The organism is Furfurilactobacillus cerevisiae (genome assembly GCF_048961765.1).
Classification (GTDB): Bacteria; Bacillota; Bacilli; order Lactobacillales; family Lactobacillaceae; genus Furfurilactobacillus; species Furfurilactobacillus milii_A.
Genome location: NZ_CP185253.1, coordinates 2,645,483 through 2,667,728, shown reverse-complemented (window position 1 = coordinate 2,667,728; position 22,246 = coordinate 2,645,483). Strand labels below are relative to the sequence as shown.

The 22,246-nt window shown below is 46.4% G+C and carries 18 protein-coding genes and 2 riboswitches; of the genes, 9 read left to right on the top strand and 9 right to left on the bottom strand.

The window, feature by feature from the left end:
* Positions 1 to 206: 206 nt before the first annotated feature.
* The gene (locus ABUE36_RS13150) at positions 207 to 1,541 is read left to right on the top strand and encodes a C1 family peptidase (protein ID WP_421016882.1); all 1,335 of its coding nucleotides are present in this window, start codon (positions 207 to 209) and stop codon (positions 1,539 to 1,541) included.
* A gap of 122 nt (positions 1,542 to 1,663) precedes the next feature.
* Positions 1,664 to 2,296 (top strand): hypothetical protein, encoded by a 633-nt coding sequence (locus ABUE36_RS13145; RefSeq protein WP_161001887.1) that lies wholly within the window; start codon positions 1,664 to 1,666, stop codon positions 2,294 to 2,296.
* Between the two features lie 104 nt (positions 2,297 to 2,400).
* Here ABUE36_RS13145 and ABUE36_RS13140 read toward each other — a convergent pair whose 3' ends face one another.
* From ABUE36_RS13140 to ABUE36_RS13130, 3 genes are read right to left on the bottom strand one after another with little or no spacing between them, the layout of a single operon-like run.
* Positions 2,401 to 3,345: a zinc-binding dehydrogenase gene (locus tag ABUE36_RS13140; protein WP_421016881.1), complete on the bottom strand. Its 945-nt coding sequence runs from the start codon at positions 3,343 to 3,345 to the stop codon at positions 2,401 to 2,403.
* 43 nt (positions 3,346 to 3,388) lie between these two features.
* Positions 3,389 to 4,369 (bottom strand): ABC transporter ATP-binding protein, encoded by a 981-nt coding sequence (locus tag ABUE36_RS13135; protein WP_421016880.1) that lies wholly within the window; start codon positions 4,367 to 4,369, stop codon positions 3,389 to 3,391.
* Positions 4,369 to 5,904: an ABC transporter permease/substrate-binding protein gene (locus tag ABUE36_RS13130; protein WP_161001889.1), complete on the bottom strand. Its 1,536-nt coding sequence runs from the start codon at positions 5,902 to 5,904 to the stop codon at positions 4,369 to 4,371. The genes ABUE36_RS13135 and ABUE36_RS13130 overlap by 1 nt, the downstream gene beginning before the upstream one ends.
* 91 nt (positions 5,905 to 5,995) lie before the next feature.
* Between ABUE36_RS13130 and ABUE36_RS13125 the strand changes: the two genes are divergently transcribed.
* Positions 5,996 to 6,610, top strand: a complete 615-nt coding sequence (locus ABUE36_RS13125; RefSeq protein WP_161001890.1) for a TetR/AcrR family transcriptional regulator — start codon at positions 5,996 to 5,998, stop codon at positions 6,608 to 6,610.
* Positions 6,611 to 6,825: 215 nt separating this feature from the next.
* On the opposite strand, the gene ABUE36_RS13120 is transcribed toward ABUE36_RS13125, so the two are convergent.
* Positions 6,826 to 7,284 carry a GNAT family N-acetyltransferase gene (locus ABUE36_RS13120; RefSeq protein ID WP_161001891.1) on the bottom strand — a complete coding sequence of 153 codons (459 nt, stop codon included), beginning with the start codon at positions 7,282 to 7,284 and terminating at the stop codon, positions 6,826 to 6,828.
* A gap of 63 nt (positions 7,285 to 7,347) precedes the next feature.
* Here ABUE36_RS13120 and ABUE36_RS13115 point away from each other — a divergent pair, with 63 nt between their 5' ends.
* Together ABUE36_RS13115 and ABUE36_RS13110 are read left to right on the top strand one after the other, a co-directional pair.
* Positions 7,348 to 8,013 (top strand): endonuclease III domain-containing protein, encoded by a 666-nt coding sequence (locus ABUE36_RS13115; protein WP_161001892.1) that lies wholly within the window; start codon positions 7,348 to 7,350, stop codon positions 8,011 to 8,013.
* Entirely contained in the window at positions 8,010 to 9,266 is a 1,257-nt protein-coding gene (locus ABUE36_RS13110; RefSeq protein ID WP_421016879.1) for an ATP-binding protein, read from the top strand. The genes ABUE36_RS13115 and ABUE36_RS13110 overlap by 4 nt, the downstream gene beginning before the upstream one ends.
* 91 nt (positions 9,267 to 9,357) lie before the next feature.
* Here ABUE36_RS13110 and ABUE36_RS13105 read toward each other — a convergent pair whose 3' ends face one another.
* The 3 genes from ABUE36_RS13105 to ABUE36_RS13095 form a co-directional block, all read right to left on the bottom strand.
* On the bottom strand, positions 9,358 to 11,127 hold the full coding sequence (locus tag ABUE36_RS13105) for an ABC transporter ATP-binding protein (protein WP_161001894.1): 1,770 nt from the start codon (positions 11,125 to 11,127) through the stop codon (positions 9,358 to 9,360).
* Complete coding sequence (locus ABUE36_RS13100; protein ID WP_161001895.1) at positions 11,127 to 12,845, bottom strand: ABC transporter ATP-binding protein; 1,719 nt, start codon at positions 12,843 to 12,845, stop codon at positions 11,127 to 11,129. Before ABUE36_RS13100 ends, ABUE36_RS13105 begins: the two co-directional genes overlap by 1 nt.
* Positions 12,846 to 13,384: 539 nt before the next feature.
* The gene (locus ABUE36_RS13095) at positions 13,385 to 13,534 is read right to left on the bottom strand and encodes a hypothetical protein (protein WP_017260849.1); all 150 of its coding nucleotides are present in this window, start codon (positions 13,532 to 13,534) and stop codon (positions 13,385 to 13,387) included.
* 167 nt (positions 13,535 to 13,701) lie between these two features.
* Here ABUE36_RS13095 and cls point away from each other — a divergent pair, with 167 nt between their 5' ends.
* The gene (gene cls, locus ABUE36_RS13090; protein ID WP_161001896.1) at positions 13,702 to 15,147 is read left to right on the top strand and encodes a cardiolipin synthase; all 1,446 of its coding nucleotides are present in this window, start codon (positions 13,702 to 13,704) and stop codon (positions 15,145 to 15,147) included.
* 71 nt (positions 15,148 to 15,218) lie between these two features.
* Here cls and dapF read toward each other — a convergent pair whose 3' ends face one another.
* Both dapF and ABUE36_RS13080 read right to left on the bottom strand, forming a co-directional pair.
* Entirely contained in the window at positions 15,219 to 16,250 is a 1,032-nt protein-coding gene (gene dapF / locus ABUE36_RS13085; RefSeq protein ID WP_161001897.1) for a diaminopimelate epimerase, read from the bottom strand.
* Positions 16,243 to 17,652, bottom strand: coding sequence for an aspartate kinase (locus ABUE36_RS13080; protein ID WP_161001898.1), 1,410 nt, complete (start codon positions 17,650 to 17,652; stop codon positions 16,243 to 16,245). Before ABUE36_RS13080 ends, dapF begins: the two co-directional genes overlap by 8 nt.
* Before the next feature lie 192 nt (positions 17,653 to 17,844).
* A riboswitch (Lysine riboswitch) is annotated at positions 17,845 to 18,028 on the bottom strand.
* Between the two features lie 147 nt (positions 18,029 to 18,175).
* A riboswitch (Lysine riboswitch) is annotated at positions 18,176 to 18,352 on the top strand.
* Positions 18,353 to 18,715: 363 nt separating this feature from the next.
* Between ABUE36_RS13080 and lysA the strand changes: the two genes are divergently transcribed.
* The 3 genes from lysA (at position 18,716) to ABUE36_RS13065 (ending at position 22,171) form a co-directional block, all read left to right on the top strand.
* Complete coding sequence (gene lysA, locus ABUE36_RS13075) at positions 18,716 to 20,047, top strand: diaminopimelate decarboxylase (RefSeq protein ID WP_161001899.1); 1,332 nt, start codon at positions 18,716 to 18,718, stop codon at positions 20,045 to 20,047.
* 231 nt (positions 20,048 to 20,278) lie between these two features.
* Positions 20,279 to 20,992 (top strand): 2,3,4,5-tetrahydropyridine-2,6-dicarboxylate N-acetyltransferase, encoded by a 714-nt coding sequence (gene dapD / locus ABUE36_RS13070; protein ID WP_087051863.1) that lies wholly within the window; start codon positions 20,279 to 20,281, stop codon positions 20,990 to 20,992.
* Between the two features lie 30 nt (positions 20,993 to 21,022).
* Positions 21,023 to 22,171, top strand: coding sequence for an N-acetyldiaminopimelate deacetylase (locus ABUE36_RS13065; protein WP_161001900.1), 1,149 nt, complete (start codon positions 21,023 to 21,025; stop codon positions 22,169 to 22,171).
* Positions 22,172 to 22,246: the final 75 nt, after the last annotated feature.

The following is a 22,246-nucleotide window of genomic DNA, read 5'->3' as shown; positions in this document are numbered from 1 at the left end:
TTTTACCCGCATTTATTCAAGCAATGTTGTGATTGTAAAGAAAACGGTTACCATTATTTCGTTTGTCAGCGTTGAAAACCCCAAAAAACAAAACTGGTTTAAGACAATGATTAATTCAACAAGAACAGTCAAATGTGAAAAGTTGATTAGACTTTTTCTCATTAAGGAGTAAAATTATTTTATTCTAATTTTTGGAGGCATCGTGAATGAGTGAAGCAGAATTAACACGACCGGTTTTAGACGCGGCCACAATTGCAGATTTACAAGCAGACTATGCCAAACAGCCACAGGCGGCTATTTTGGAACGTACGGTGACGAAAAACGGTGTTAAAGCAGCCAGCTGGGATAATCATGCAGCGACGCGATTAAACCGAGCTTTTTCAATCGAAGTTGATACAGGTGCGGTCTCTAATCAGAAGCATTCCGGTCGTTGTTGGTTGTTTGCAACGCTCAATACGTTGAGGCACAGCATGGCCAAGCAATATAAGATTAAGGATTTCGAGTTATCACAGAGTTATTTATTTTTCTGGGACCGTGTTGAACGCGCCAATACTTTCTATACAAAGATGATTGAGGATACCACAAGGCCAATCGATGACCGTGAAGTGCAAAAGTTAATGTCGATGGCCGGTACCGATGGTGGCCAATGGAATATGGCTGCCGGTTTAGTTCAAAAGTACGGCGTCGTGCCTAGTTATGTAATGCCTGAAGTGCACAATACTGAGGATAGCTCAGAAATTGAATTAGCATTGAACACTAAAGAACGTAAAGACGCTGTTGCGTTGCGCACATTGGTTAGCAATGGTGCTAGTGAGGAACAACTTGAGGCGGCTCGTCGACAAATGTTGCGAGAAGTTTACCGCATGGCGGCCTACGCATTCGGTGAACCACCGGTAAAGTTTGATTTCGAATATACCGATGACGATAAAAAATATCACATTGATCGCGATTTGACCCCGAAGGATTTCTTGAACAAATACTTCACAGCTGACTTTAACGACTATGTGGTGGTCACTAATTCTCCTGATAAGGCGTACAACAAACTGTATGCAATGCCGGCTCAAGACAATATTGAAAGTGGCAACCCAATTCACTTTTTAAATGTGCCGATGGATGAACTGAACAGGGTCGCAACAGCTCAGCTAAAAGATGGTGAGACCGTTTGGTTTGGTAATGACGTGTTACAACAAATGGACCGGAAGACTGGTTATTTGGATAGCAATCTGTTCCAAACGGATGCCTTATTTAACGTTGACTCTCAGATGAGTAAGGCTGATCGTTTGCTCACGGGGCAAGGTGAAGTTTCCCATGCGATGACCTTAACCGGTGTTGATGTCGTCGATGATCAACCACGACGTTGGAAGGTTGAAAACTCATGGGGCAAAGAAAACGGGGCCGATGGTTACTTCGTCATGAGTGCTGACTGGTTTAATGATTACGTTTATGAAGTGGTCGTTAATAAAAAGTATCTGACATCTGATCAACAGGCCTTATTGACGACTGAACCAACAATTTTGCCAAGCTGGGATCCATTGGCTTAGTGAAACAAAGAAAAGATTAAAAAATGAGAATTACCTCAAGTTTATTTGCATGTGAACTAGGTTTGAAATTATAATCTACATTATGAGTTCAGTTCGCAGGGAAATCCTGGAGGGAGTTATTTATGAAGAAGGTTATTCAATTCGGTGTGGTTGCTTTATCAGCCTTGGTTTTGGCCGGTTGTTCATCGTCAGCAACATCTAAGTCATCGAATAGTTCATCAGTTCGGAGCAGTAAAACGCAATCATCTACCTCAAAGAAAGTTTCTTCATCCAGTGATGCCCAACAAGCAAGCTCGACATCAAGTCAAACGGACGATAATGCTTCCTCAACGACAGATGATAACAGTGCCTCAACGTCTAGCGCCGCAACTTCTAGTCAAAGTGCTAGTAGCGCTGCTGTAAGTAGCAGTGCTGCCGCAACCAGTTCAAAAGCTGCCAGTCAACAACCGGCTCAGAGCTCGGCTACTTCATCACAAAGCGCCACACAGGCCGGTACAGCTAGTTCAGCTTCGGCCGTGATAACGAGTCAGGCGCAAGCTTTAAACACGCTGGTTAGCCAATATGGGACCAATAATGGGGATACCGCCTATCAGTACCTCGGGGCATCCACAATCAATGGTCAAACGGCGTATAACTTTGATGGCTTCTCAAAACAAGCCATGCAAAGCGGGCAACGTGGTCAAACAGGTGCCTACTATGTCTTTGCGAACGGAAAAGTGGTTAACACATTCACGGATCCAGATGCGATTAAGTAACGCTCATTAAAGTTTAAAATTTGGCATACGAATACAAAAATGGCTTCTTCTCGGTAATCGAGAGGAAGTCATTTTTTGTCGTTCTGGATATCCTGCAAGATTCATTACTCATGATTCGCAATAACGACAATCTTGCCGATCTTGTGCGAGTTAACCATAGCCTGGTGAGCCTGAGCAATGTCTGTCAGTTTAAACGTTTGGGCGATAAGTAATTGTAGACGATGATCCTTGATGAGCGCGACGGCTTGACTCAATAACTGAGCGTTAACGTTTGTCGATTGAAAGTTGGTGAGGTAACCAGGTATTTCAAACGGACTGAAATCGGGTAATGACCATTCGCCACCAAGACCGCCGGTAACAACGGCAGTACCCGTAGGAGCAAGGTGTTGCAGAGAATCCCGGAGCGTTGAGGTGCCAACTAATTCCAGAATGCCATCAAATGAAGTGGTGGTCTCCAAGCTGCCACAATCGAGTAAAGTTTCGTCCGCACCAAGGTTTTGTAATGTGGTTAGTTTGTCAGAATTCCGTGAAGTCGTTGAAACGGTGTAGCCCATCGCTTTTGCTAATAACAGAGCGGCAATACCGGCGTTGCTGGTTCCACCACGAATCAACAGGTGCGCACCTGTCGATAGGCGCAGACGATTCAACGATCCGTAGGCGGTGTAAAAGCTTTCTGGAATGGTTGCGAGTTGCGCCCACGAGTCTTTAATTGGTAATGGGTACAGCTGATGATTGGGGATGAGGGCATATTCTTCGTAACTCCCGTCAAACTCGCGACCGAGACCGCCCATGAGTGTCATCACCGTTTGACCAACATGAAAACCACTATCAGTCGTGGTGTCAGAAACTGTGCCAACTGCTTCGATACCAATGACGCGTGGGAACTTAACGTCTGGTGACTCACCGTTACGTGTGAGCAATTCAGCATAATTCAGGCCAAAAGCCATAATTTTCAACACGCTATCAGTGGATGTTGAAACTGGTATTGCGCGTTCTTCTGCGTGAAAGGTGTGTTCGTTTCCTGGATGATTCAAAACCATAGCTAACATCATAAGACCTCCAAACAATATCATCAGGTTAACGGATGATGTGTTAATGACTGCGATAATCACCGATGAACTTGAATAACTGATCACGGGTTAATAGCCGTGCGGGGCCGCCCTCAGACTGGATTAACACAGCTTCACTGCTTTCTAAGGGTGTGAGCGCATCGCTGACGGTTTGGTCACCGGTTAGCGTGACGCGCTCATCGCCACTTGCCGTCGTCCTCGGGTCATTAACATCTTGCAAATAACCCATTACAGACAGCTTGCTGAGTAACACATGATACACATCATGGGCCATTGAATTTTCAAACAAACGTTGGACAAATTGATCGGCTGGATGGCGAACGATTTCGTCTGGTGTACCAACCTGCAAGAGTTTGCCTAAGCGCATGACGCCGATGCGGTCGCCTAATTTCAGCGCTTCATCCATGTCGTGAGTGACGAAAACAACCGTGGTATTGAGTCGGTGATGGATGTCGATGACCAGATTTTGTAGTTGGGTTCGCGAAATGGGATCGAGGGCGCTGAATGGTTCATCCATCAGGACAATCTGTGGCTGACCAGCAAACGCACGCAGAATGCCGACCCGCTGTTGTTCACCACCGGACAACTTGTCTGGCATGCGATCGCGGTACGTTTGCGGATCTAAATCGACATCGTTGAGTAACTGATCGACCAGCGTGCTTGTGTCAGCCTTGGATTGCTTTTTCATGCTGGGGATGAGGGCGACGTTTTGCGCGACAGTCATGTTAGGAAACAGGGCAATCTGTTGAAGAACATAGCCAGTTTGCAAACGTAGTTCACGCACGTTGTAGTCCTTGATCCGTTTGCCGTTGAAATAAATGTTGCCATCGGTAGGTTCCAGCAGCTCGTTGATCATCCTCAAAGTGGTTGTTTTACCGCTACCGGAGGCGCCGACGAGAACGAAGATTTCGCCGCGGTTGACCGTGAAGGACACGTCGTCGACTGCTTGCTTGTTGCCGTAATTTTTTTTGACGTGATCAAACGTAATTAAAGTTTCTGCCATTATCGTGCACCTCCTAAAAGATGGTGAATCGTCAGATAGTGCTTGGCCACGCTGGCGGCGGATTGTTGTTTAACATTAACCTCATAGTTCATTTCTTGCATATCACGCTCGCTGATGTGGCCGGCGAGTTTATTGAGTGCTGCAATAATTTTAGGGTTCTTGTTAGCAAACGTCGTATTCATTAATGGTGCGCCTTGATATGTCGGGAATAATTGTCGATTATCTTGTAAAGCCACTAACCGGTACTGGCGAATTTGAGAATCAGTGGAGTAACCATCTGTCAGATTGATTTTGCCGCTATTAATCGCCTCATATCGTAAGTCCGGATCCATTGATTGCGTTTTGAAGTTAAGGCCATACTTGCTTTGCAAACCTTTGTAACCGTCTGTGCGATCCAAAAATTCGAGATCAAAACCGCCAAGCAAGTTACCCTCAACCTTTTGTAAATCAGCAATTGTTTTAATATTGTGCGCGTCCGCGTAACTCTTTTTAATCACAACGGCATAGGTGTTGTTGTAAGCCATCGGTTTCAAATAGGTCATGTGGAACTGTTGAGACAGATCGTTTTTAGCGTACTGGTAAAGTTGAGCAGGCGGTGTGCCAATTTCTTTTTGGTTTTTCGTTGGTTTGACCAAACTTTCCAACACAGTGCCAGTGAATTCAGGGTAAATGTCGATTTGCTGACTCTTGAGAGCATTGAACAAGAAGGCTGTTTGACCAAAGTTAGCTTTGAGGACGACTTTGTCGCGCGGATCTACTTGGTGAATCATATCTTTGTACATATTAATTAAAATATCTGGTTCAGAGCCCATTTTACCGGCAATCGTAATGGTCTGTGGTGCGGGTTGAACAGCATGATAGAGACCAACGCCGGAAGGGACTAAAATAATCAGGGCAAGAGTCGCCACGGCATAGCGTAACTTGCTCTTCTGTAAGATGAAAATAATGCCGCTGAACACAATTGCCAGTAACGCTGACGCAATCGCACCAATAAGGGTCATACTATTGTTATTGCGGTCAATCCCCAGCAAGATGAAGTCCCCTAGGCCACCAGCGCCAATTAAGGCCGCTAGGGTGGCAGTGCCAATAATCATGACTAACGCTTGTCTAATGCCAGCAATAAGGGTTGGCATAGCGAGGGGAAATTCGACCCGGATTAACTTTTCAGTTCGTGTCATGCCAAACGCATCGGCTGCTTCTTCAAGTGACGGGTCGATGCCGGTGATCCCAGTTAACGTGCCCGTAAAGATTGGAAGGAGCGCGTAAACGACTAGTGCAATAACGGCTGGGACAGTCCCAATCCCGACAATGGGAATTAATAATCCAAGTAGGGCCAGCGATGGAATGGTCTGAAAGACACCAGTAATTTGGGTCAGCACATTGGCAGCTCGTCGATGACGGACAACCAATAAAGCAAGTGGGATTCCAATTGCCATAGCGATCAGCAAGGACACCAGCGATATTTGGATATGCTGCCAAATGGCACTCATCAGGTCAGATCGTCTGCTAATTAATGTTTGCCAAAATTCGTTCATAAAATCAGCTCCTTAACAACGTAGATAACCAGGCAGGAGAATAATGACATGCTATAATGACCATGTTTAGTGAACGAGGTCAGTGAAAGGGATGATCAGCGTGTCTGCTAAAGTGAGTCGAGCACAACAGAAACAACAAACCAAAACACGTCTTTTTCAGGCGGCGGTAAAATTGATTAAAGCGCAAGGATACGCAAAGACCACGATTCGTCAGATAACTCGTGAGGCAAATGTGTCTTCAGGCACGTTTTACGTTCATTACACGTCCAAAGAAGACATTATTCGTGAGCGTTATTATGACGAATTGGCCAACTATGTGAGAGAAAACTATGACGCTTATGTATCAGAACATCCGTCAGCAACGGTAGAAGAACGTATTTTGGCGTTCAGCATGCTTCAGTTGCAATTGTCTGCGGATCAAGGCTGGCAAGTGGTTACATTGGTGTTTACTTCATTCTTTCAGGAAACATTGAACCAGGAGTTCAAATTACGTGACTGGAAGATGCTTAATACGTTAAGAGAATTAATGCAACAGCTAAACGATGAACAAAGATTGGCAAACCACGATCCAGAGTTGGCATTTCAACAGTTATATACGTCTGTTCGGGGAATCATGGCGACCTGGGCATATAGTCGCGGTAACTTTGATTTAGTAGCATCTGGCAGGGCCTATTTGACGACCGTTTTGCATGGATTAATGAGTTAATAGATTGATTCACTGAACGCGTTCACTTAATGCGATCATTGTATTCACCGACGTTCCTTTACGCAATTATCTGTCTTCGACCGTTGGCAATTGTGATTAAATTAGGCGGATTAGTGGTGTCCGTTAGTTTAAATAAAAAGCACCGCATCAGATTAACGTTGATCTGACGCGGTGTTTCGTTTGTTAGCGGACTTACCGTTTATATTGACGCTTTTTTAATTGTGAGGGATAAAAGGATAACGGTCTAATTGGGTATCTTCCAAGGTGATGTTTGGTGGCGTGGCTAGATTATCACGTTTGACCTCGCGGAATTGTAATCGCGCGTAGAAATCACGGGCAGGTTGATTGGCGATGACAACTTTTAACTGCATTGGTCCAGTTGCTTGTGACCGCATGTAATCGATGAGTTGACTAGCAACGCCCTGATGACGGTAGTCTGGGTCAATAAAAAGCAAATGAATAAAATTGGCTAACCGATAAAATGACAAGAAACCAACCACGCGTTCATCAATGGTGGCGACGATAATCATTTCGTGATGACTATCGCGCTCAAAATCTGTTAATTGTGGATTGGCGACCCAGGGAAACTCCTGCTGGCGGTCTAATAAATAGATATTTTCAAGTATTGCGTAATCACTAATTGCGGCGGGTCGAATACGAATCTGATCTAACATGACTAAAACTCCATTTTTCGTCAAAATTCAAAATAAGGTAAAATACCATTAGAGGAATAAGATATGAATTTAAAACCACTATACAACATTTTAGAAACGAATATGGGCCGTCAAAATTGGATGTCGACGGATGCGTTGTGGGCACAGTCGCCATTTCAGGTGATGTGGGCAGCCATTCTGATTCAAAATGCCAGTGCAAACAATGGCGATGCAGCGGCACGGTCGCTATTAGCGGCAACGGACAATGATCCGGCTAAGATTCGAGCATGCACACCAGAAAAATTGGCCGACATCATTAAACCAGCGGGACTCTACCGTACAAAAGCAAAATACATCATGGCCGCCGCTGAGTGGTCTGGTACTCACGATGACAACGTGGCGGAAATTGAAGCCCTAGATCGAGAGACGTTGCAGGCAGAACTGCTTAACGTAAAGGGTCTCGGTAATGAAACCGCAGATGACATTATGCTGTATGGCTTTCATAAACCGCTATTTATTGCGGACACCTATGCCCGTCGTCATTTTGGTTGGCTTGGCATAGACGTGCCTAAAAAATATCGTGATTTTCAAACGTTGGTGGAGGCAGACGCTGGCCTGAACTGGGACGAATATCAGGAACTGCATGCTCTGATCGATGAATTTGGTAAGAAGGTTAAGAATCAACAGCAGTGGGATGCCAGCTTTATGGGCGGATTTACGCTCTCCGGTACAGAAAGGACAGTCAAATGACAGGAACAACTAATTTAGATGGTTTTGCCGTTCGTCGCCCCTCTGCTGAACCAGTAGTGATTGAGGCGAATCGCTTATTTAGCCAGCACTTGTTAATCGTGGGACAAACAGGCAGTGGCAAGTCGACTTCAGCGGTGGCATTGCTGAATGCACTGATGCGCCAGAACCAAACGGGAATCATTTTGGATCCCACGGGCGAATATGCACATTTGCCACATGCAGTGGTTGGCAAATTAGGCGATAACGCCTTTATTGATTTTGCCAAACTATCGGCTGATCAGTTGGCGGAAATTATCGGTATTGATGACGATATTGTCGTGGCGATGTTGAGCGCTGCGATGACAAGTCTGCGGCTTGCTTATAATGTTTTACATCAGGAGACACCTTACGTGAAAGTGGGCGTTTCTTGGACGGACTATGAGGCACAATTAGAAAGGCTGCATGATTTCCCCCGACCATATGACATTCGCTTGTTACCCGATCAGTTGCTGGAAGAATGCGTTCAACCCGCTAGTGATGTGGATGCTGATTTTAGTTTGCTTGGTCAGCAGTATGATCGTCCTCGCCAGCGACAACTGGTACCGGTACTGGCATCAGTTCGGAAGTTCTTGGCCGATCCGACGATGCAACGGTTGTTCCGTTTGCCCCGGCCAAAACGACAATCCGAACAGGCACATGTGGACGCTTCAGTTAAGACACAGTATGACGTGGTTTATCTGCTGACGATGTTTGCTGCCATGAAATCCCAACACCGTTTTCTCGTGATCGACTTATCGGCACTGCGAAGCAATCTTAAGGTTGGCAAACTGGTTGTATCCACATTGGCCGCGACATTGCTGGCAATTAAAACGAACTTGCCACACACCGTGCCGATTGTTCTGACGGTTGATGAGGCGCATCGTTATTTGACCGAGGCTGCTAGTCACGTCGGTTGGGTTGACCAAGACGGATTATCGCGAGTTGCCAGAGAAGGCCGTAAAGCAGGACTGTACCTGATGCTAACAACGCAGAGTCCGCTCGACTTGCCGAGTCAATTGTTAGGTGAATTCGGCAATTTATTGGTTCACCGTGTGACGACGATTGATGAATTGAGTAAACTACCAATTGTTAATGATATTGGGAAAGAATTGGCCCAACAAAACGTGGGTGAAGCAACCTTTGTCGGCAACGGGTTTGAAGAGCCGCTGGCAGTGACAATGGTGCGAGCCGGGGATGTTCAGCATGATACGGCGAGCCCTCAATTTAAGAAGTAAACATATATCACGAAAAATGTTTATACTATGTAAAAAGAACCAGCGAAGAATTGTATTCGCTGGTTCTTTTTATGAAGATGATCTAAATAGCTTATTCAAACACAAACTGATTATGGTACAGTTCCGAATAGAATCCATGTTCATCGAGCAACTGCTGATGTGTTCCTTGCTCAATCACATTACCATCTTTCAACACAACAATCTTATCGGCGTTAAGAATGGTCTTCAATCGGTGAGCGATGACAAAGCTGGTTCGGCCCTGAACCACAGCATCCATCGCTTTTTGAATGCGCGCTTCAGTGACGGTATCAACGTTTGAGGTTGCTTCGTCAAGAATCAATAATGATGGGTTAGTGAGGATTGTCCGAGCGATACTGAGCAATTGTTTTTGCCCTGTCGAGAAGACGGAATTTTCGTCCGTGACTTTGGTATCGTAGCCATCGTCTAGCGACATGATGAAGTCGTGAATATTGGCTTGCTTAGCCGCCGCAATCATTTCTTCATCGGTGGCATCAGGCTTCCCATATTTGATGTTAAAGGCAATGGTGCCGGAGAAGAGTACACTATCCTGTAAGACGATCCCAACGTGGTCACGCAGGTTTGTCATGTCGACCTGACGTACGTCCTTATTATCAATGGAAACAGTCCCTGAATCGACGTCATAGAACCGATTTAGCAGGTTCATAACCGTTGTTTTCCCTGAACCAGTGGGTCCGACTAGAGCGACCATTTTACCTGGTTCAACGTCAATGGAAACGCCGTGTAGAATTTCACGACCTTTATCATAACTGAAATGTACATCGTTTAACGCAGCGCTGGTGGAGCCGGCAGGAATAATTGCGCCTTTTTCTGGTCTGATTTCCTCGGGTTCATCAAACATCTGATTCAAACGTCGGGCACCAGTAACAGCCAATTGGAACATGCTATAGAGTGTCGAAATTTGGGTGATTGGTTGATAGAATTGTTGCGAATATTGGACGAAGACAACGACCAAACCAAGGGCAGCGGCGCGGCTCATCCCAGAATTCATCGCCATCCAGCTACCAGCGAAGATAACAATCGCCGTGTTGACTAATGACATGCCTTGCATCAGTGGGAAGAGCATCCCGGAGTACGTTTGCGCCCGTGTTGTGGCCTTACGAACGTTTTCGTTGTGAGGCAGGAAACCGTCGATGGACTCCTGCTGCAGACCGTTGGTAATGTTGACTTTTTGACCGGCAATTTGCTCATTGATATACCCATTCAGTTTACCGACCTCATCTTGCTGAATATCGGTATACTTGCGGGTACGGTTGATTAGAAAGGTAGCCAGGATGATAGCAACAGGAGCTGAGGCGATGGTGACCCATGCCATTTGCGCGTTCTGCTGGAACATAATGATCAAAATGCCAATCATCAAGGCGACGTTTGCCATGATTTCACCTAACGCCTCATTGAGGGCATTGGAGATATTATCCAAATCACTGGTGAAACGGCTAAGAATATCACCATCTTGATGGGAGTCAAAGAATCGGATCGTCATCCGTTGCAGTTTGCCAAACAAACCACGACGCATGCAGTTCGTTGAGTAACCTGTAATGTAAGTAATTGCGATGTTCATGACGAATGTTCCCAGGATACCGATGAAATAGAACAGACCCAGTAACCACACGAAATGAACGAACTCGCCTTTATTGCTGACGCCGTGCATTAGCCCGAATACATACTTAGCCAGGGAAGTAACGGCCTTGCCCAGGTAAATGGGGGCCTTAACCTGGAAGTAGGTAGAGACGATGATAGCAATAATAACAATCGTAAAACTAATCTTATAACGTTTCAGATAATGATAGAAGAAACGCATGGAGCGACCAACGTCTGACATTAGGCTTCCCCCTTTCCCTTTTGTGTCTCGTAAATTTCTTGATAGAAGTGATTATTAGCAACCAGTTCTTGATGAGTACCTTCACCAACGAGTTTGCCGTTATCGAGGACTAAAATGCGATTGGCGTTGATTACGGATGAAATTTTTTCTGCAATGACAAACGTCGTTGTGCCTTTTAGTTCATGGTTCAAAGCTTCCTGAACTAGCTTTTCTGACTCGGCATCTAGCGCAGAAGTAGAGTCATCCAGAATCAAAATCTTTGGCCGGCCAATCACGCCTCGCGTAATGGATAATCGTTGCTTTTGCCCACCAGAAAAGTTGCTGGAACGTTCCTCGATATTAGCATCATAGCGATTTGGCAAACGGTCAATGAACTCAGCCGCCTGCGAAATCTTGCTGGCTCGGTCCATATCAGCAATTGAAGCATTTTTGAGACCTTGCTGAAGGTTATGCGCAACGGTACCGGAAAATAGGATGGCCCGTTGCAGTACAAAGGCGACTGTTTTACGTAGTGAACGTTCGTTGACATCTTTCAAGTTAACGCCGCCAACACTAACCGTACCGCTTTGCGGGTCAAACAAACGGGGAATAAGCTGAGCTAGAGTGGATTTGCCAGCCCCAGTAGCACCAACAATGCCGATCATTTCGCCGGGTTTAACGTCGAAGGAAATATCTGACAGGGTTGGTTGGTCATCACCATCATAAGTGAAGGAGACGTGATCGAATTTAACAGATCCGGTTAAGTCTTGCTCCGGCACATCCTTCTTGTAAACGATGTTCGGCTCAGTGTTCATGATTTCGTTTAACCGGTTTAAGGACACCATTGCACGAGCAGAGAAGGTGAGCATCATACCACCATTAATAATGGCAAACATGATTTGCATGAGATAATTAATAAATGACGCAATGGCGGCAACAGCACCGGGGTGTGTTTGGGCAATGTCGCCAGTGAAGTAGATGGCGGCAACCACTGCCATGTTCCCAATCAACATAAAGGCGGGAATCATTAATGAAAAGAGAATACCGACGCCAATATTTTGGTCATTCAGTTTGTCAGAGACAGTATTGAATCGCTTTTGTTCATTATTTTCTTGATTGAATGACTTAACTACGCGGACTCCAGTTAAGTTTTCCTTAGCCAGTTCGTTGACGCGGTCAATCAGGGTCTGCATTAAACCGAAGCGGCGTCCCATTCGACCAAACGTACTGAGAACGACGAGCATAACAAGCACGATTTGAATCACAATAATCCACCAAAGTTGAGGCAGCGTGTTCAGTGCGAGAATCAGCGCACCGACAAACATGATAGGAACTCGGATCAGCGCTTGAAGGACCGTCATAATCAGGTTCTGAACCTGGTTGATGTCATTAGTTAACCGGACAACTAAACTGCCGGCTGAAAAACGTTCGATGTTGCTAAAAGAAAATGCCTGAATTTTGCGATAGGCCATTTCCCGAATCGATGCGGCCATTCCCATAGCTACTTTAGCGGAGAAGATAGTGTTCAAGACACCGGCAATCAAACCAACGAGCGCGATGACGATTAATGTGATTCCGATCGTTAGTATTTTATGATTGTTGTTGGCGATGATGGCATTGATCACGTTTTGCAGCAATTTAGGTTGCCACAAACTGGCGGCAGCCATTACGGCCGCCGAAAAAACGGCCCAGAAGATCCCCCAGGCAAAGGGTTTTATGTTGGCGCGGATAATTTTCAAAGTTAATTAACCTTCTTTCTATGAACTATTGCTAATTTGATTTTGAGTGTCGGGCTTACGCTATCGGTTGTCAACATTGAAACTTCGCTGTGGGACCGGTTCAAGCCGGGAGTGTACCGTCTTTCACCTCGCCGCCAAGCCTCTGAGAACCGCGAGTCTTGGCGACCGTCCGTGCTGTAAATTCGAGAAGCCCATTCGAATTAACACCACTTTCACTGCTTCGTTTCAATGTTGACGCCCTTTCGCTCACATCTTGCATTAAAACAGCTTTACTAACACTGTTTACAATTGAGTTTGTGACAGACTATTACTATTCGGAGTTTTTATTGAAATGTGAGTGGAGGCAAACAGGGACAGAGTTTCGTGGTAGCAATACTTAGTGGGCGTACTTGGGCCACTTAGTATTGCAGGGCGACTTCTGAGATCGGGTTATGAGCTCAGAATCGAGACCTAAGACCGTCTTATGGGCTTGGGTCGGTCCCACGAAACGGCGTCCCTGTTTGCTGTAACGGTCAGTCTTGAAAAAACTGAATAGATGCTTAGTGTCGCCGATGAAGATAAATGGCGACAATGATAACAATGATGAGGAGCAGAATGATGGTGCTCCGCGAATCATGCCCCAAAGCCTGTCGAAGCAAACGGAAATACCCAATCCCGTGAGGCAAAAAGACGCCTGAAATGGACCACATGTGTGTTGCCTCCTAAATTACTTTGTTTGACTTATTATACGCATTACAAAAATTATGAGAAAGCAATAAGTTGTTTGTGAGCAAATTTCCACAAAAAGGGGTCGCGTTGCTTCCTAAAGATGAGTAAGATGAAATTAGCATTTATGCGTATTGGAGGACCAATCCAGATGAACTGGGCACATTTTATTTTTGAAACAATTATCTATGTAAACGCGGTGTTGGCGTTTATTACCGTGTTCCGTGAACCGCGTGATATTTCAGCGACCTGGGCCTGGCTACTGGTGCTGGTGTTCTTGCCAATCATCGGTTTCATTGCCTACGCCTTTGTCGGTCGGCGATTGCCGAAGAATCGATTATTTCAAATTCAAGAGCAGGAACAACTGCAGCTTGATGAGCAGCTAGCGCTCCAGCGAGCGGAGCTGTCATCAGAGCGAAATGACGCGGATGATGTAACCGCCACTGCTTTGGGTACAGTTAATTTGTTTATTGAGTCGGATCAAGCCTTTTTAACTCGCAACAACCGGGTGCACATCATTTCTGATGGGAAAGTGCTGTTCCACCAGATGTTTGAAGACATTGAGCGGGCTAAACAGAGTATCCATATCGAGTTTTACACGATCTATAACGATGACATTGGTAACGAATTGTTGCGTTTATTGATTCGTAAGGCCGAAGCCGGCGTGGCTGTGCGAGTATTGTACGATTCATGGGGTTCGATGGGTGTTCGGCCCAAATTCTATGATCCATTACGGGCCGCTGGTGGGGAAGCATATCCCTTCCTGCAAACGCGCAGTGCGCTAGTGGATTTCCGGTTGAACTTCCGTGATCACCGTAAAATTGTCGTGATTGACGGAGCTATTGGCTATACCGGTGGTTTTAACGTCGGTGATCAGTATTTAGGCCGTAAAGAAAAGTTTGGTTACTGGCGTGATACGCATCTTCGCATCGTTGGGGCTGGCGTTTACGGGCTTCAGTCACGCTTTATCCGTGATTGGAATGCTACCAGTCGTACCAAACCACTAAACGTTACCAATGATTTCTTCCATATCACTAAGGTGAAGGGCGAAACCAACATGCAGATCGTGTCATCTGGTCCCGATTCTGATAAAGAGCAGATTAAGATGGGCTACTTACGATTGATTAACTCAGCACGCAAACGGCTGTGGATCCAGTCGCCGTACTTAATTCCAGATGACTCTGTCCTTGATGCGCTTCGAGTAGCGGCCGGCAGTGGCGTGGATGTCCGCATTATGATTCCAAGCAAGCCGGATCATGCCTTTGTGTACCGGGCAACCGAGTATTACGCGAAGCAGTTGTCTCGTAACGGGGTAAAAATCTTCAAATATCGCAACGGTTTTATCCATTCTAAAACGATGGTCGTTGACGATGGGGTCGCATCTGTTGGATCGGCAAATTTAGATTTTCGTAGTTTCAAACTAAACTTTGAGGTCAATGCATTCCTGTATGATCCTAAAGTGACTGCTGAGTTGGCTAAGTTGTTTGAAGCTGATATGCGCGTGAGTGAGCTGACGACTTACGAGACGTTCGCCCAACAATCGTATTGGCGTAAGTTCAAACAAATATTTTCACGCCTATTGTCACCAATTTTGTAGAGAATAACTATCACAATAGAAAGGGACCGGTTTCGTAGCTAGACTGCGAAACCGGTCCCTCTTTAGCAAACTTAGTGTTCATCTGCAGTTGGGCGGACATCGCCAAATGACCAATGTGGTAACTGTGATACGAATTGATGATAGGCGGTCTCTTCTTGTGTTGCCGCGACTTCTGCACTGGCGAGGTTCCCAGCGTGCAAGTCAGCCTCGCTCAAACGCAAATGATCAGTAAAGGTCGCGTTGCCGATTAGGTCGATAGTGTACGCGGCGTTTTGATGATGGACACGCGTTTGAACCATCCCGCCTGGATTATAAATGGTCAGGAGTTGGTCAAACTGAGCGGCTGCGTGAGTCAGCACCCAAATTAGCGATGTGGCCGACATGCCAGTACCACAGGCGTTTGTAAAACCAACGCCGCGTTCAAACGTCCTCACAAAGAGGGTAGTGTCGTTGATTTCCCAACTAAAGCTGACATTGACGCCGTCAGGGAACCACGGGTTTTGACCGTTTAATTGTTGTCCGAGTTGCCCTAGGAACGCGGTTGTTAAGGCATTAGGATGGTTATGGTCTGTGAGACTAATCAAATGTGGGTTTGGCACTGCCACAGCGGAAAAGGTTGCAGTGGAATTTGTTGCAAACGGCAAGCTGTTTTGATTTAAAAGTGGTGTTGTCGGGATTTTATGTAAGCCAATCGAAGTCGCATCGAAACTGACGGGTTGGATGCTGACACTGAATGCAGGCACATCTGGCGCAAACGGAGTGACTTGATGAACTGGTAAATCAGCCGCATCTGTTTCAACTTGGAAGTCCGTTTGGTGCGTTTGTTCTGCAAGATAGCGGCTGACGGTTCGTAGGCCATTGCCACACATGCTTGCTTGACTGCCATCGCGGTTAAAAACCTGCATCCGGCCGATTGCGTTGGGATGCTGACTGTCACTGACGACCAGGACACCATCTACTTCGCCTAGACCTGCTGGTGCTGTGTCGTTGACTTGTTTTGCCAAACGACTGAGTTCAGCCGTGGTGAGGGCATGTTTAAGTTGCCGTTGATCGAGCAGGTAAAAACTATTTTCCGAGCCATGAACACGAATTAAATTAACCATGAGTGACCTCCTGTGCTGGTTGACGAAGTGGCAAGCTAACTGGTTGGTTAAAGAAGTCATTGTAGATGAGGCGAACAGCATCATCAGCCTGCGCTTCCCGAACACCGATCATGATTGAAATCCGTGACGCCCCCTGGTTGATCATTTGAACACCGATATGATGAGTGGCTAGTGGGTGCAAGATCCGGTCAATGACGCCGACCTGATTGCGCATGCCTTCGCCAACCACCATCAAAATCGCGTAATCATCGATCCACTGAAGACGATCGGGTTGCAATGTTTCTTTGATATCTGCTAGCAAACGAGGGAGAACATCCGTCGGAATTTGATTGCGATCAAAGATGATCGTTAAATCGTCAATTCCTGAAGGCATATGTTCGTAACTGATGTGGTAGCGGAAGAGGATTTTGAGCAACTTTAATGTGAAGCCAACTTCCCGGTTCAATAGATAACGATGCAGGTAGAGCGCTGCAAACCGTTTGGAACTGGCCACTCCCGTAATTAATCGCTTAGGCTGCGATTGATTCGTTGGTACAATCAGTGTTCCTGGCGCACTAGGATGGTTGGTATTCTTGACGCAAATGGGAACCTGGCCTTCAATGGCTGGAATAATTGCCTCATCGTGAAAAACTGAGAAACCGGCATATGAAAGTTCCCGCATTTCGACGTAGCTCATCTTAGTAATTGGTGCTGGGTTAGCGACAACGTTAGGATTGGCAGCGTAAATGGAGTCGACATCCGTAAAGTTCTCGTATTCAGTCGCATGCAAACCACGAGCAAGAATGGCACCTGTGATATCTGAGCCACCACGGGAAAAGGTTACCAGTTGACCGCCGGTTGTATAGGCAAAGAAACCAGGAACGACCCACAGTTTGTCTTCCGCTAGAAGCTCCTGACGGGCAACGGCCAGGTGTGTGTATGTCTGAGATAAAATGGTCGCGTTGTTTGGTTCCTGCGTAGCAATTAAGCCGAGTTCGTGTGGGTCAACGTAACGGGCACTTAATCCTTGTGTATTTAACACCAGCGCCAGTAACTGGGCGTTTAACTTTTCGCCGTGGGCCTTAAACGCAGCCATTCTAAAGGCTGGGCCACGAAATGATGTCGTTGGTAGGGCCAAAATTTGGTCCGCCAATGGTTTAAATTGAGCTGCGGAAATATTAAACGCTGTTGCGATTTCTTGATATCTGTCGATGATTTGCTGACCGATCGACTGTTGTGTTTTACCATGCGCACGTGCGTAGTCAATCAGTAAATCGGTAACTTTTTCATCGTTCTCATTTCGTTTGCCGGGTGCTGAAACAACAACCACGCGGCGTTGCCTATCCATTCGTAAAATCTGCATTACGTCACTAAAATGCGTCGCATCTGCCAAAGAACTGCCACCAAACTTAATTACTTTCATCGATCCTAACCTCGCTTACCACGGTCGTTTGTCCAAACAGACCATTGTTTTTGATGTTAGAAGGGGAATCGACACTGAAATCATTCACACCCACGATTACATTTAAAAAGCGCACCCAATGACTTTGTTTAACGAGGTCATTGGGTGCGCTTAGTCTAATCGAACGTAATCGATATAGTACCGGTTATGTATGGTCGTAGATAGCGCCCCGCAACTTTTTTGTTAGTTGCGACAGTCCTTGGGCTGTTAACCCGAGTCCCAACCCTAACTGAGACGAGTCAGTCAAAGTTTCGGCGAATCATCCTTTCACTAAGCGTCGTTAACCTCGTCGATTTCCTCTTAGTTACTTTTAATCTTCGCAACCTCTTCTATGATTACTGGCAATTATAGCGAATTAGTTTTCAATTACAATAGCTAAATGAAAATAAATGTAAACGCGTTGGTACAGCGCTTTACTTGGGAACATAAAATTTAAATGGGGACTTGACGGGTAATGAAAAGAGCGATATGCTCATTAAAATTAAATGTGAAAAGAGGTTGCAACCAACAAGAGTAATCAGCGGAGTCGGGTCACGACATAGAAACTGATGAAAGGGGCGGTTGCCGAAGCTGGACGATTGACCATCGCTTTGGCTGGGATGTTGATGAATAATCAGCAAACTGTCGTGATGAAAAATTCATCGCGGGGCGCTTACGACATTCAGAAACGAAATGAATTTATTTTCGGGACTCTTTTGCGTACGCACCTATGCAAATGAGCCCCTTTTTTCGTGCTATGTTTCTGTGCTTTCGGTTGTCAACATTGACACACTCGACATGGGACCGGTTCGAGCTTCTCAAGTTCGGAGTCTTTCACCTCGCCGAATAGCCCCGTGGGAACCCGGGTCTCTTCGACCGTCCGTGTTGTAAATTTGAGGAAACCGCTCAAATTAACATCACTTTCAGGACTCGGTATCAATGTTGACGCCCTTCAGTTCACCTTGCAAAAATGATCGTCGTATAGGCAAAGCGCATAACCATTTGGACAGACACATAACTTCTAAAAACTAAAAGGAGCAAAAAAATGACAACAACAGTTGAGTCAACGACAAATCATTTAATGATCGGCGGCATGGACACTGTCAAACTGGCTGAGCAGTTTGGCACACCGCTGGTTGCTTACGATACGCAGGATATCGTTCGTCAGGTGAAGGCCTTTCAACAGACGTTCGCTAACCACCGAATTGATGGCGTCGTGAGTTACGCGTCGAAGGCCTTCTGCGTGAAGGGAATCTATCAGCTGTTGGCGCCACTTGGCGTACATGCAGACGTTGTATCGGCAGGAGAAATGGCAACCGCGTTTGCGGCCGATTTTCCTGCATCTCGACTGAGTTTTCATGGGAATAATAAGTCTGTGGATGAACTAACAATGGCATTGGATCATCACCTTGGCACGATCATTGTTGACAATTTCGTTGAACTTCATTTGTTACAACGTTTGCTAAAGGAACGGGACGAAACCATTGCGATTCAAATTCGGGTGACCCCCGGCGTTAGTGCTCATACGCATCAGTACATTCAAACGGGTCAGGTCGATAGTAAGTTTGGTTTCGACATCGGTTCTGGTCAAGCGGATCAGGCACTGAAAGAGGCTTTAGCGGATGATCATCTAAATGTTCGTGGCGTTCATGCACATATTGGATCACAAATTTTTGAGAGTACCGGCTTTGTAATGGCAGCCGAGAAATTGATTGAACTGTTGACCCATTGGCATGAGGCGTTTGGCTATTCGGCCCAAGTGCTAAATCTAGGCGGTGGGTTCGGCATTAAATATGTAGAAGGTGACGATCCACAATCACCGGAGGCCCAGCTTGACACCGTGTTAACGACGATTGAAGCCAGGTTAGGTAATCATCACTTAGAAATGCCGGATATTTGGATTGAACCTGGCCGGTCGTTGGTTGGCCCGGCAGGAATCAATTTATATCGGGCTGGCGCAAACAAACGCGTCCCCAGCTTATTGCCTTACGTGGCTGTTGACGGCGGCATGGGGGATAACATTCGACCAGCGCTGTATCAGGCTGAGTACGAACCAGTATTAGCCAATCATGTGGAAGATTCATCTAAAGAAACCATCCATATTGTCGGTAAATATTGTGAGTCCGGCGACATTCTAGTAAAAGAAGCGACGTTGCCGGTTACGAAAACGGGCGATGTGATTGCCCTCTTAGCTACCGGTGCCTACGGTTATTCGATGGCCAGCAATTACAACCGCAATCCACGTCCAGCCGTCATTTTTATCGATCACAAACAAGCCAGTATCGTCGTCCGGCGTGAAACCATCCGCGACATGCTCGCATTAGATGAGGATTTTAAGAAGAGTGGCACCGAAGCCCTGGGAGAAGTTGAGCAATAACGTGGAAGGCGTAGCATTCGGTGGGCTGCCGGATGAAACGACTTTCGGGTTATGCGCAGGCTTCTGGGCAACAGGTGCACGTTTAGGAAGAGTGCCGCCGAAGCTCGGTAAGGCTCGAGCAACAACGTAAAGGTGACAGCTTTGGGTTGTGCACAGGGCCTTGAGCGGACAGGTGCACGTTTAAAAGAGTGCCGCCGAAGCTCGGTAACGCAATCATTAAGGAGGATTCAAATGGCAGAATTAGATGCGACACAGATTATTCATACGATAGCGACTGCTAAGAAACAAACGCCGGTTAAGGTCACTGTTAGTGGCGATCACTTACGTCAACTGACGATTCCAGATGGCATTGAAGCGTTTATGGAAGATCACACGGGGACGTTGTTTGGGAGTTGGCCGGTAGTGAAACCATTTCTTGAATCACACCAAGATGTGATTGTGCAAACGCATGTGGAAACCAATGCTACTAATTCAGCTGTTCCGTTATTAGATGCGCGTGAAGTTAATGCCCGCATCGAACCAGGTGCCATCATTCGTGATCAAGTAGTGGTTGGTGATCACGCTGTCATTATGATGGGTGCACTGATCAACATCGGCGCTGAGATTGGCGCTGATTCCATGATTGATATGGGTGCCGTACTTGGTGGCCGGGCAATCGTTGGCAAACATTGTCATATCGGTGCCGGCGCGGTCCTAGCTGGTGTAATCGAACCGGCTTCTGCAGAACCCGTGCGCATCGATGATGATGTGTTGATTGGAGCTAATGCAGTGGTTATTGAGGGTGTTCATGTCGGTGAACACGCGGTGGTCGGTGCTGGCGCCGTGGTAACTGAGGATGTGCCAGCCAATACCGTTGTTGCCGGTGTTCCAGCTAAGGTGATTAAAGTAAACGATGCAAAAACGCAGGCTAAAACGAAACTGCAAGATTCGTTACGAAAGCTCTAGCACGTTTGACTGAAAGAAAGCTGGTACTGCATGTCTGAAACGTTAGATTTAATTCATATTCGCCGTCACTTGCACCAAATTCCAGAGTTGGCACTTCGTGAAACTCAAACAGCTGCATATCTGCGGCAAGTTATTGAAGCGATGCCTCAACAATGGTTGACCACGCATCACATCCCAAGTTTGCCAACGGCCTTGATGGTTAAAGTTCAAGGAAGTAAGCCGCAACGGTGTATTGGATACCGCACTGATATTGATGCCTTGCCAGTTACAGAAGCGACTGGATTGCCATATGCGTCGACAAATCCCGGTAGGATGCATGCTTGCGGGCATGATATTCATATGACGGTGGCCCTAGGGGTGCTCAATTACTTTGCGAATCATCAGCCAAAAGATGACTTATTGTTTTTCTTTCAACCGGCTGAAGAAAACGACAACGGCGGCAAGTTGGCCGTTGAAGCTGGCGCCTTTACTGGCGAATGGCGACCAGATGAGTTTTATGGGTTGCACGTCAATCCAGAGTTGCCTGCAGGCGTGATTGGATGTCGCAATGGCACGTTATTTGCCGGCACGACTGAAATTAACGTGGACTTTATTGGCAAGGGTGGGCATGCGGCTTATCCGCATTTGGCTAATGATATGGTAGTTGCCTGCGCTAGCTTTATCATGCAAGCCCAGACCGTTGTCTCTAGAAGCGTTGACCCAATAGAAGGCGGCGTGGTGACGTTTGGCAAACTGAATGCCGGTAGTATCCGTAACGTCATTGCTGGCCGTGCCAGGCTAGAAGGGACCATTCGCGGACTAACGCAAGCGATGATTGAACACATTGATCAGCGGTTACAGGCAATCGCCAATGGTATTGCTACGAGTTTCGAGTGTGAAGTCAATGTTGAACTGAATCAGGGCGGTTACTTGCCGGTAGAAAATGATCCCCAATTGACGATCCCGTTCATTCAATTTATGAAAAGTGCACCCGATGTGGACTTTGTTGAAACGGCACCGGCCATGACCGGCGAGGACTTCGGATATATGCTGCATCAATTTCCTGGCACGATGTTTTGGTTAGGGGTGGACGGTCACGCACCGTTGCACTCTGCCAAAATGACGCCGGACGAGTCCGCTATTAGCAAGGGTGTCACCGCCATTACCGAGTTTTTGGAGGATCGGATGACAAGAGAGTGATGCTCGACTTCGGTTGAATCCGAGCAATAAGAAGCAAAACAAATGATTCGGTGGTTTTCCGAATAGTTCTCACCA

What these genes read in the sequence shown, in the direction of transcription:
- lysA (WP_161001899.1), top strand. Translation starts at nt 18,716, where the DNA reads ATGACAACAACAGTTGAGTCAACGACAAATCATTTAATGATCGGCGGC.
- ABUE36_RS13080 (WP_161001898.1), bottom strand. Translation starts at nt 17,652, where the DNA reads ATGAAAGTAATTAAGTTTGGTGGCAGTTCTTTGGCAGATGCGACGCAT.
- dapD (WP_087051863.1), top strand. Translation starts at nt 20,279, where the DNA reads ATGGCAGAATTAGATGCGACACAGATTATTCATACGATAGCGACTGCT.
- ABUE36_RS13065 (WP_161001900.1), top strand. Translation starts at nt 21,023, where the DNA reads ATGTCTGAAACGTTAGATTTAATTCATATTCGCCGTCACTTGCACCAA.
- ABUE36_RS13115 (WP_161001892.1), top strand. Translation starts at nt 7,348, where the DNA reads ATGAATTTAAAACCACTATACAACATTTTAGAAACGAATATGGGCCGT.
- ABUE36_RS13105 (WP_161001894.1), bottom strand. Translation starts at nt 11,127, where the DNA reads ATGTCAGACGTTGGTCGCTCCATGCGTTTCTTCTATCATTATCTGAAA.
- ABUE36_RS13150 (WP_421016882.1), top strand. Translation starts at nt 207, where the DNA reads ATGAGTGAAGCAGAATTAACACGACCGGTTTTAGACGCGGCCACAATT.
- dapF (WP_161001897.1), bottom strand. Translation starts at nt 16,250, where the DNA reads ATGGTTAATTTAATTCGTGTTCATGGCTCGGAAAATAGTTTTTACCTG.
- ABUE36_RS13110 (WP_421016879.1), top strand. Translation starts at nt 8,010, where the DNA reads ATGACAGGAACAACTAATTTAGATGGTTTTGCCGTTCGTCGCCCCTCT.
- ABUE36_RS13125 (WP_161001890.1), top strand. Translation starts at nt 5,996, where the DNA reads ATGATCAGCGTGTCTGCTAAAGTGAGTCGAGCACAACAGAAACAACAA.
- ABUE36_RS13135 (WP_421016880.1), bottom strand. Translation starts at nt 4,369, where the DNA reads ATGGCAGAAACTTTAATTACGTTTGATCACGTCAAAAAAAATTACGGC.
- cls (WP_161001896.1), top strand. Translation starts at nt 13,702, where the DNA reads ATGAACTGGGCACATTTTATTTTTGAAACAATTATCTATGTAAACGCG.
- ABUE36_RS13130 (WP_161001889.1), bottom strand. Translation starts at nt 5,904, where the DNA reads ATGAACGAATTTTGGCAAACATTAATTAGCAGACGATCTGACCTGATG.
- ABUE36_RS13120 (WP_161001891.1), bottom strand. Translation starts at nt 7,284, where the DNA reads ATGTTAGATCAGATTCGTATTCGACCCGCCGCAATTAGTGATTACGCA.
- ABUE36_RS13140 (WP_421016881.1), bottom strand. Translation starts at nt 3,345, where the DNA reads ATGTTAGCTATGGTTTTGAATCATCCAGGAAACGAACACACCTTTCAC.
- ABUE36_RS13095 (WP_017260849.1), bottom strand. Translation starts at nt 13,534, where the DNA reads ATGTGGTCCATTTCAGGCGTCTTTTTGCCTCACGGGATTGGGTATTTC.
- ABUE36_RS13145 (WP_161001887.1), top strand. Translation starts at nt 1,664, where the DNA reads ATGAAGAAGGTTATTCAATTCGGTGTGGTTGCTTTATCAGCCTTGGTT.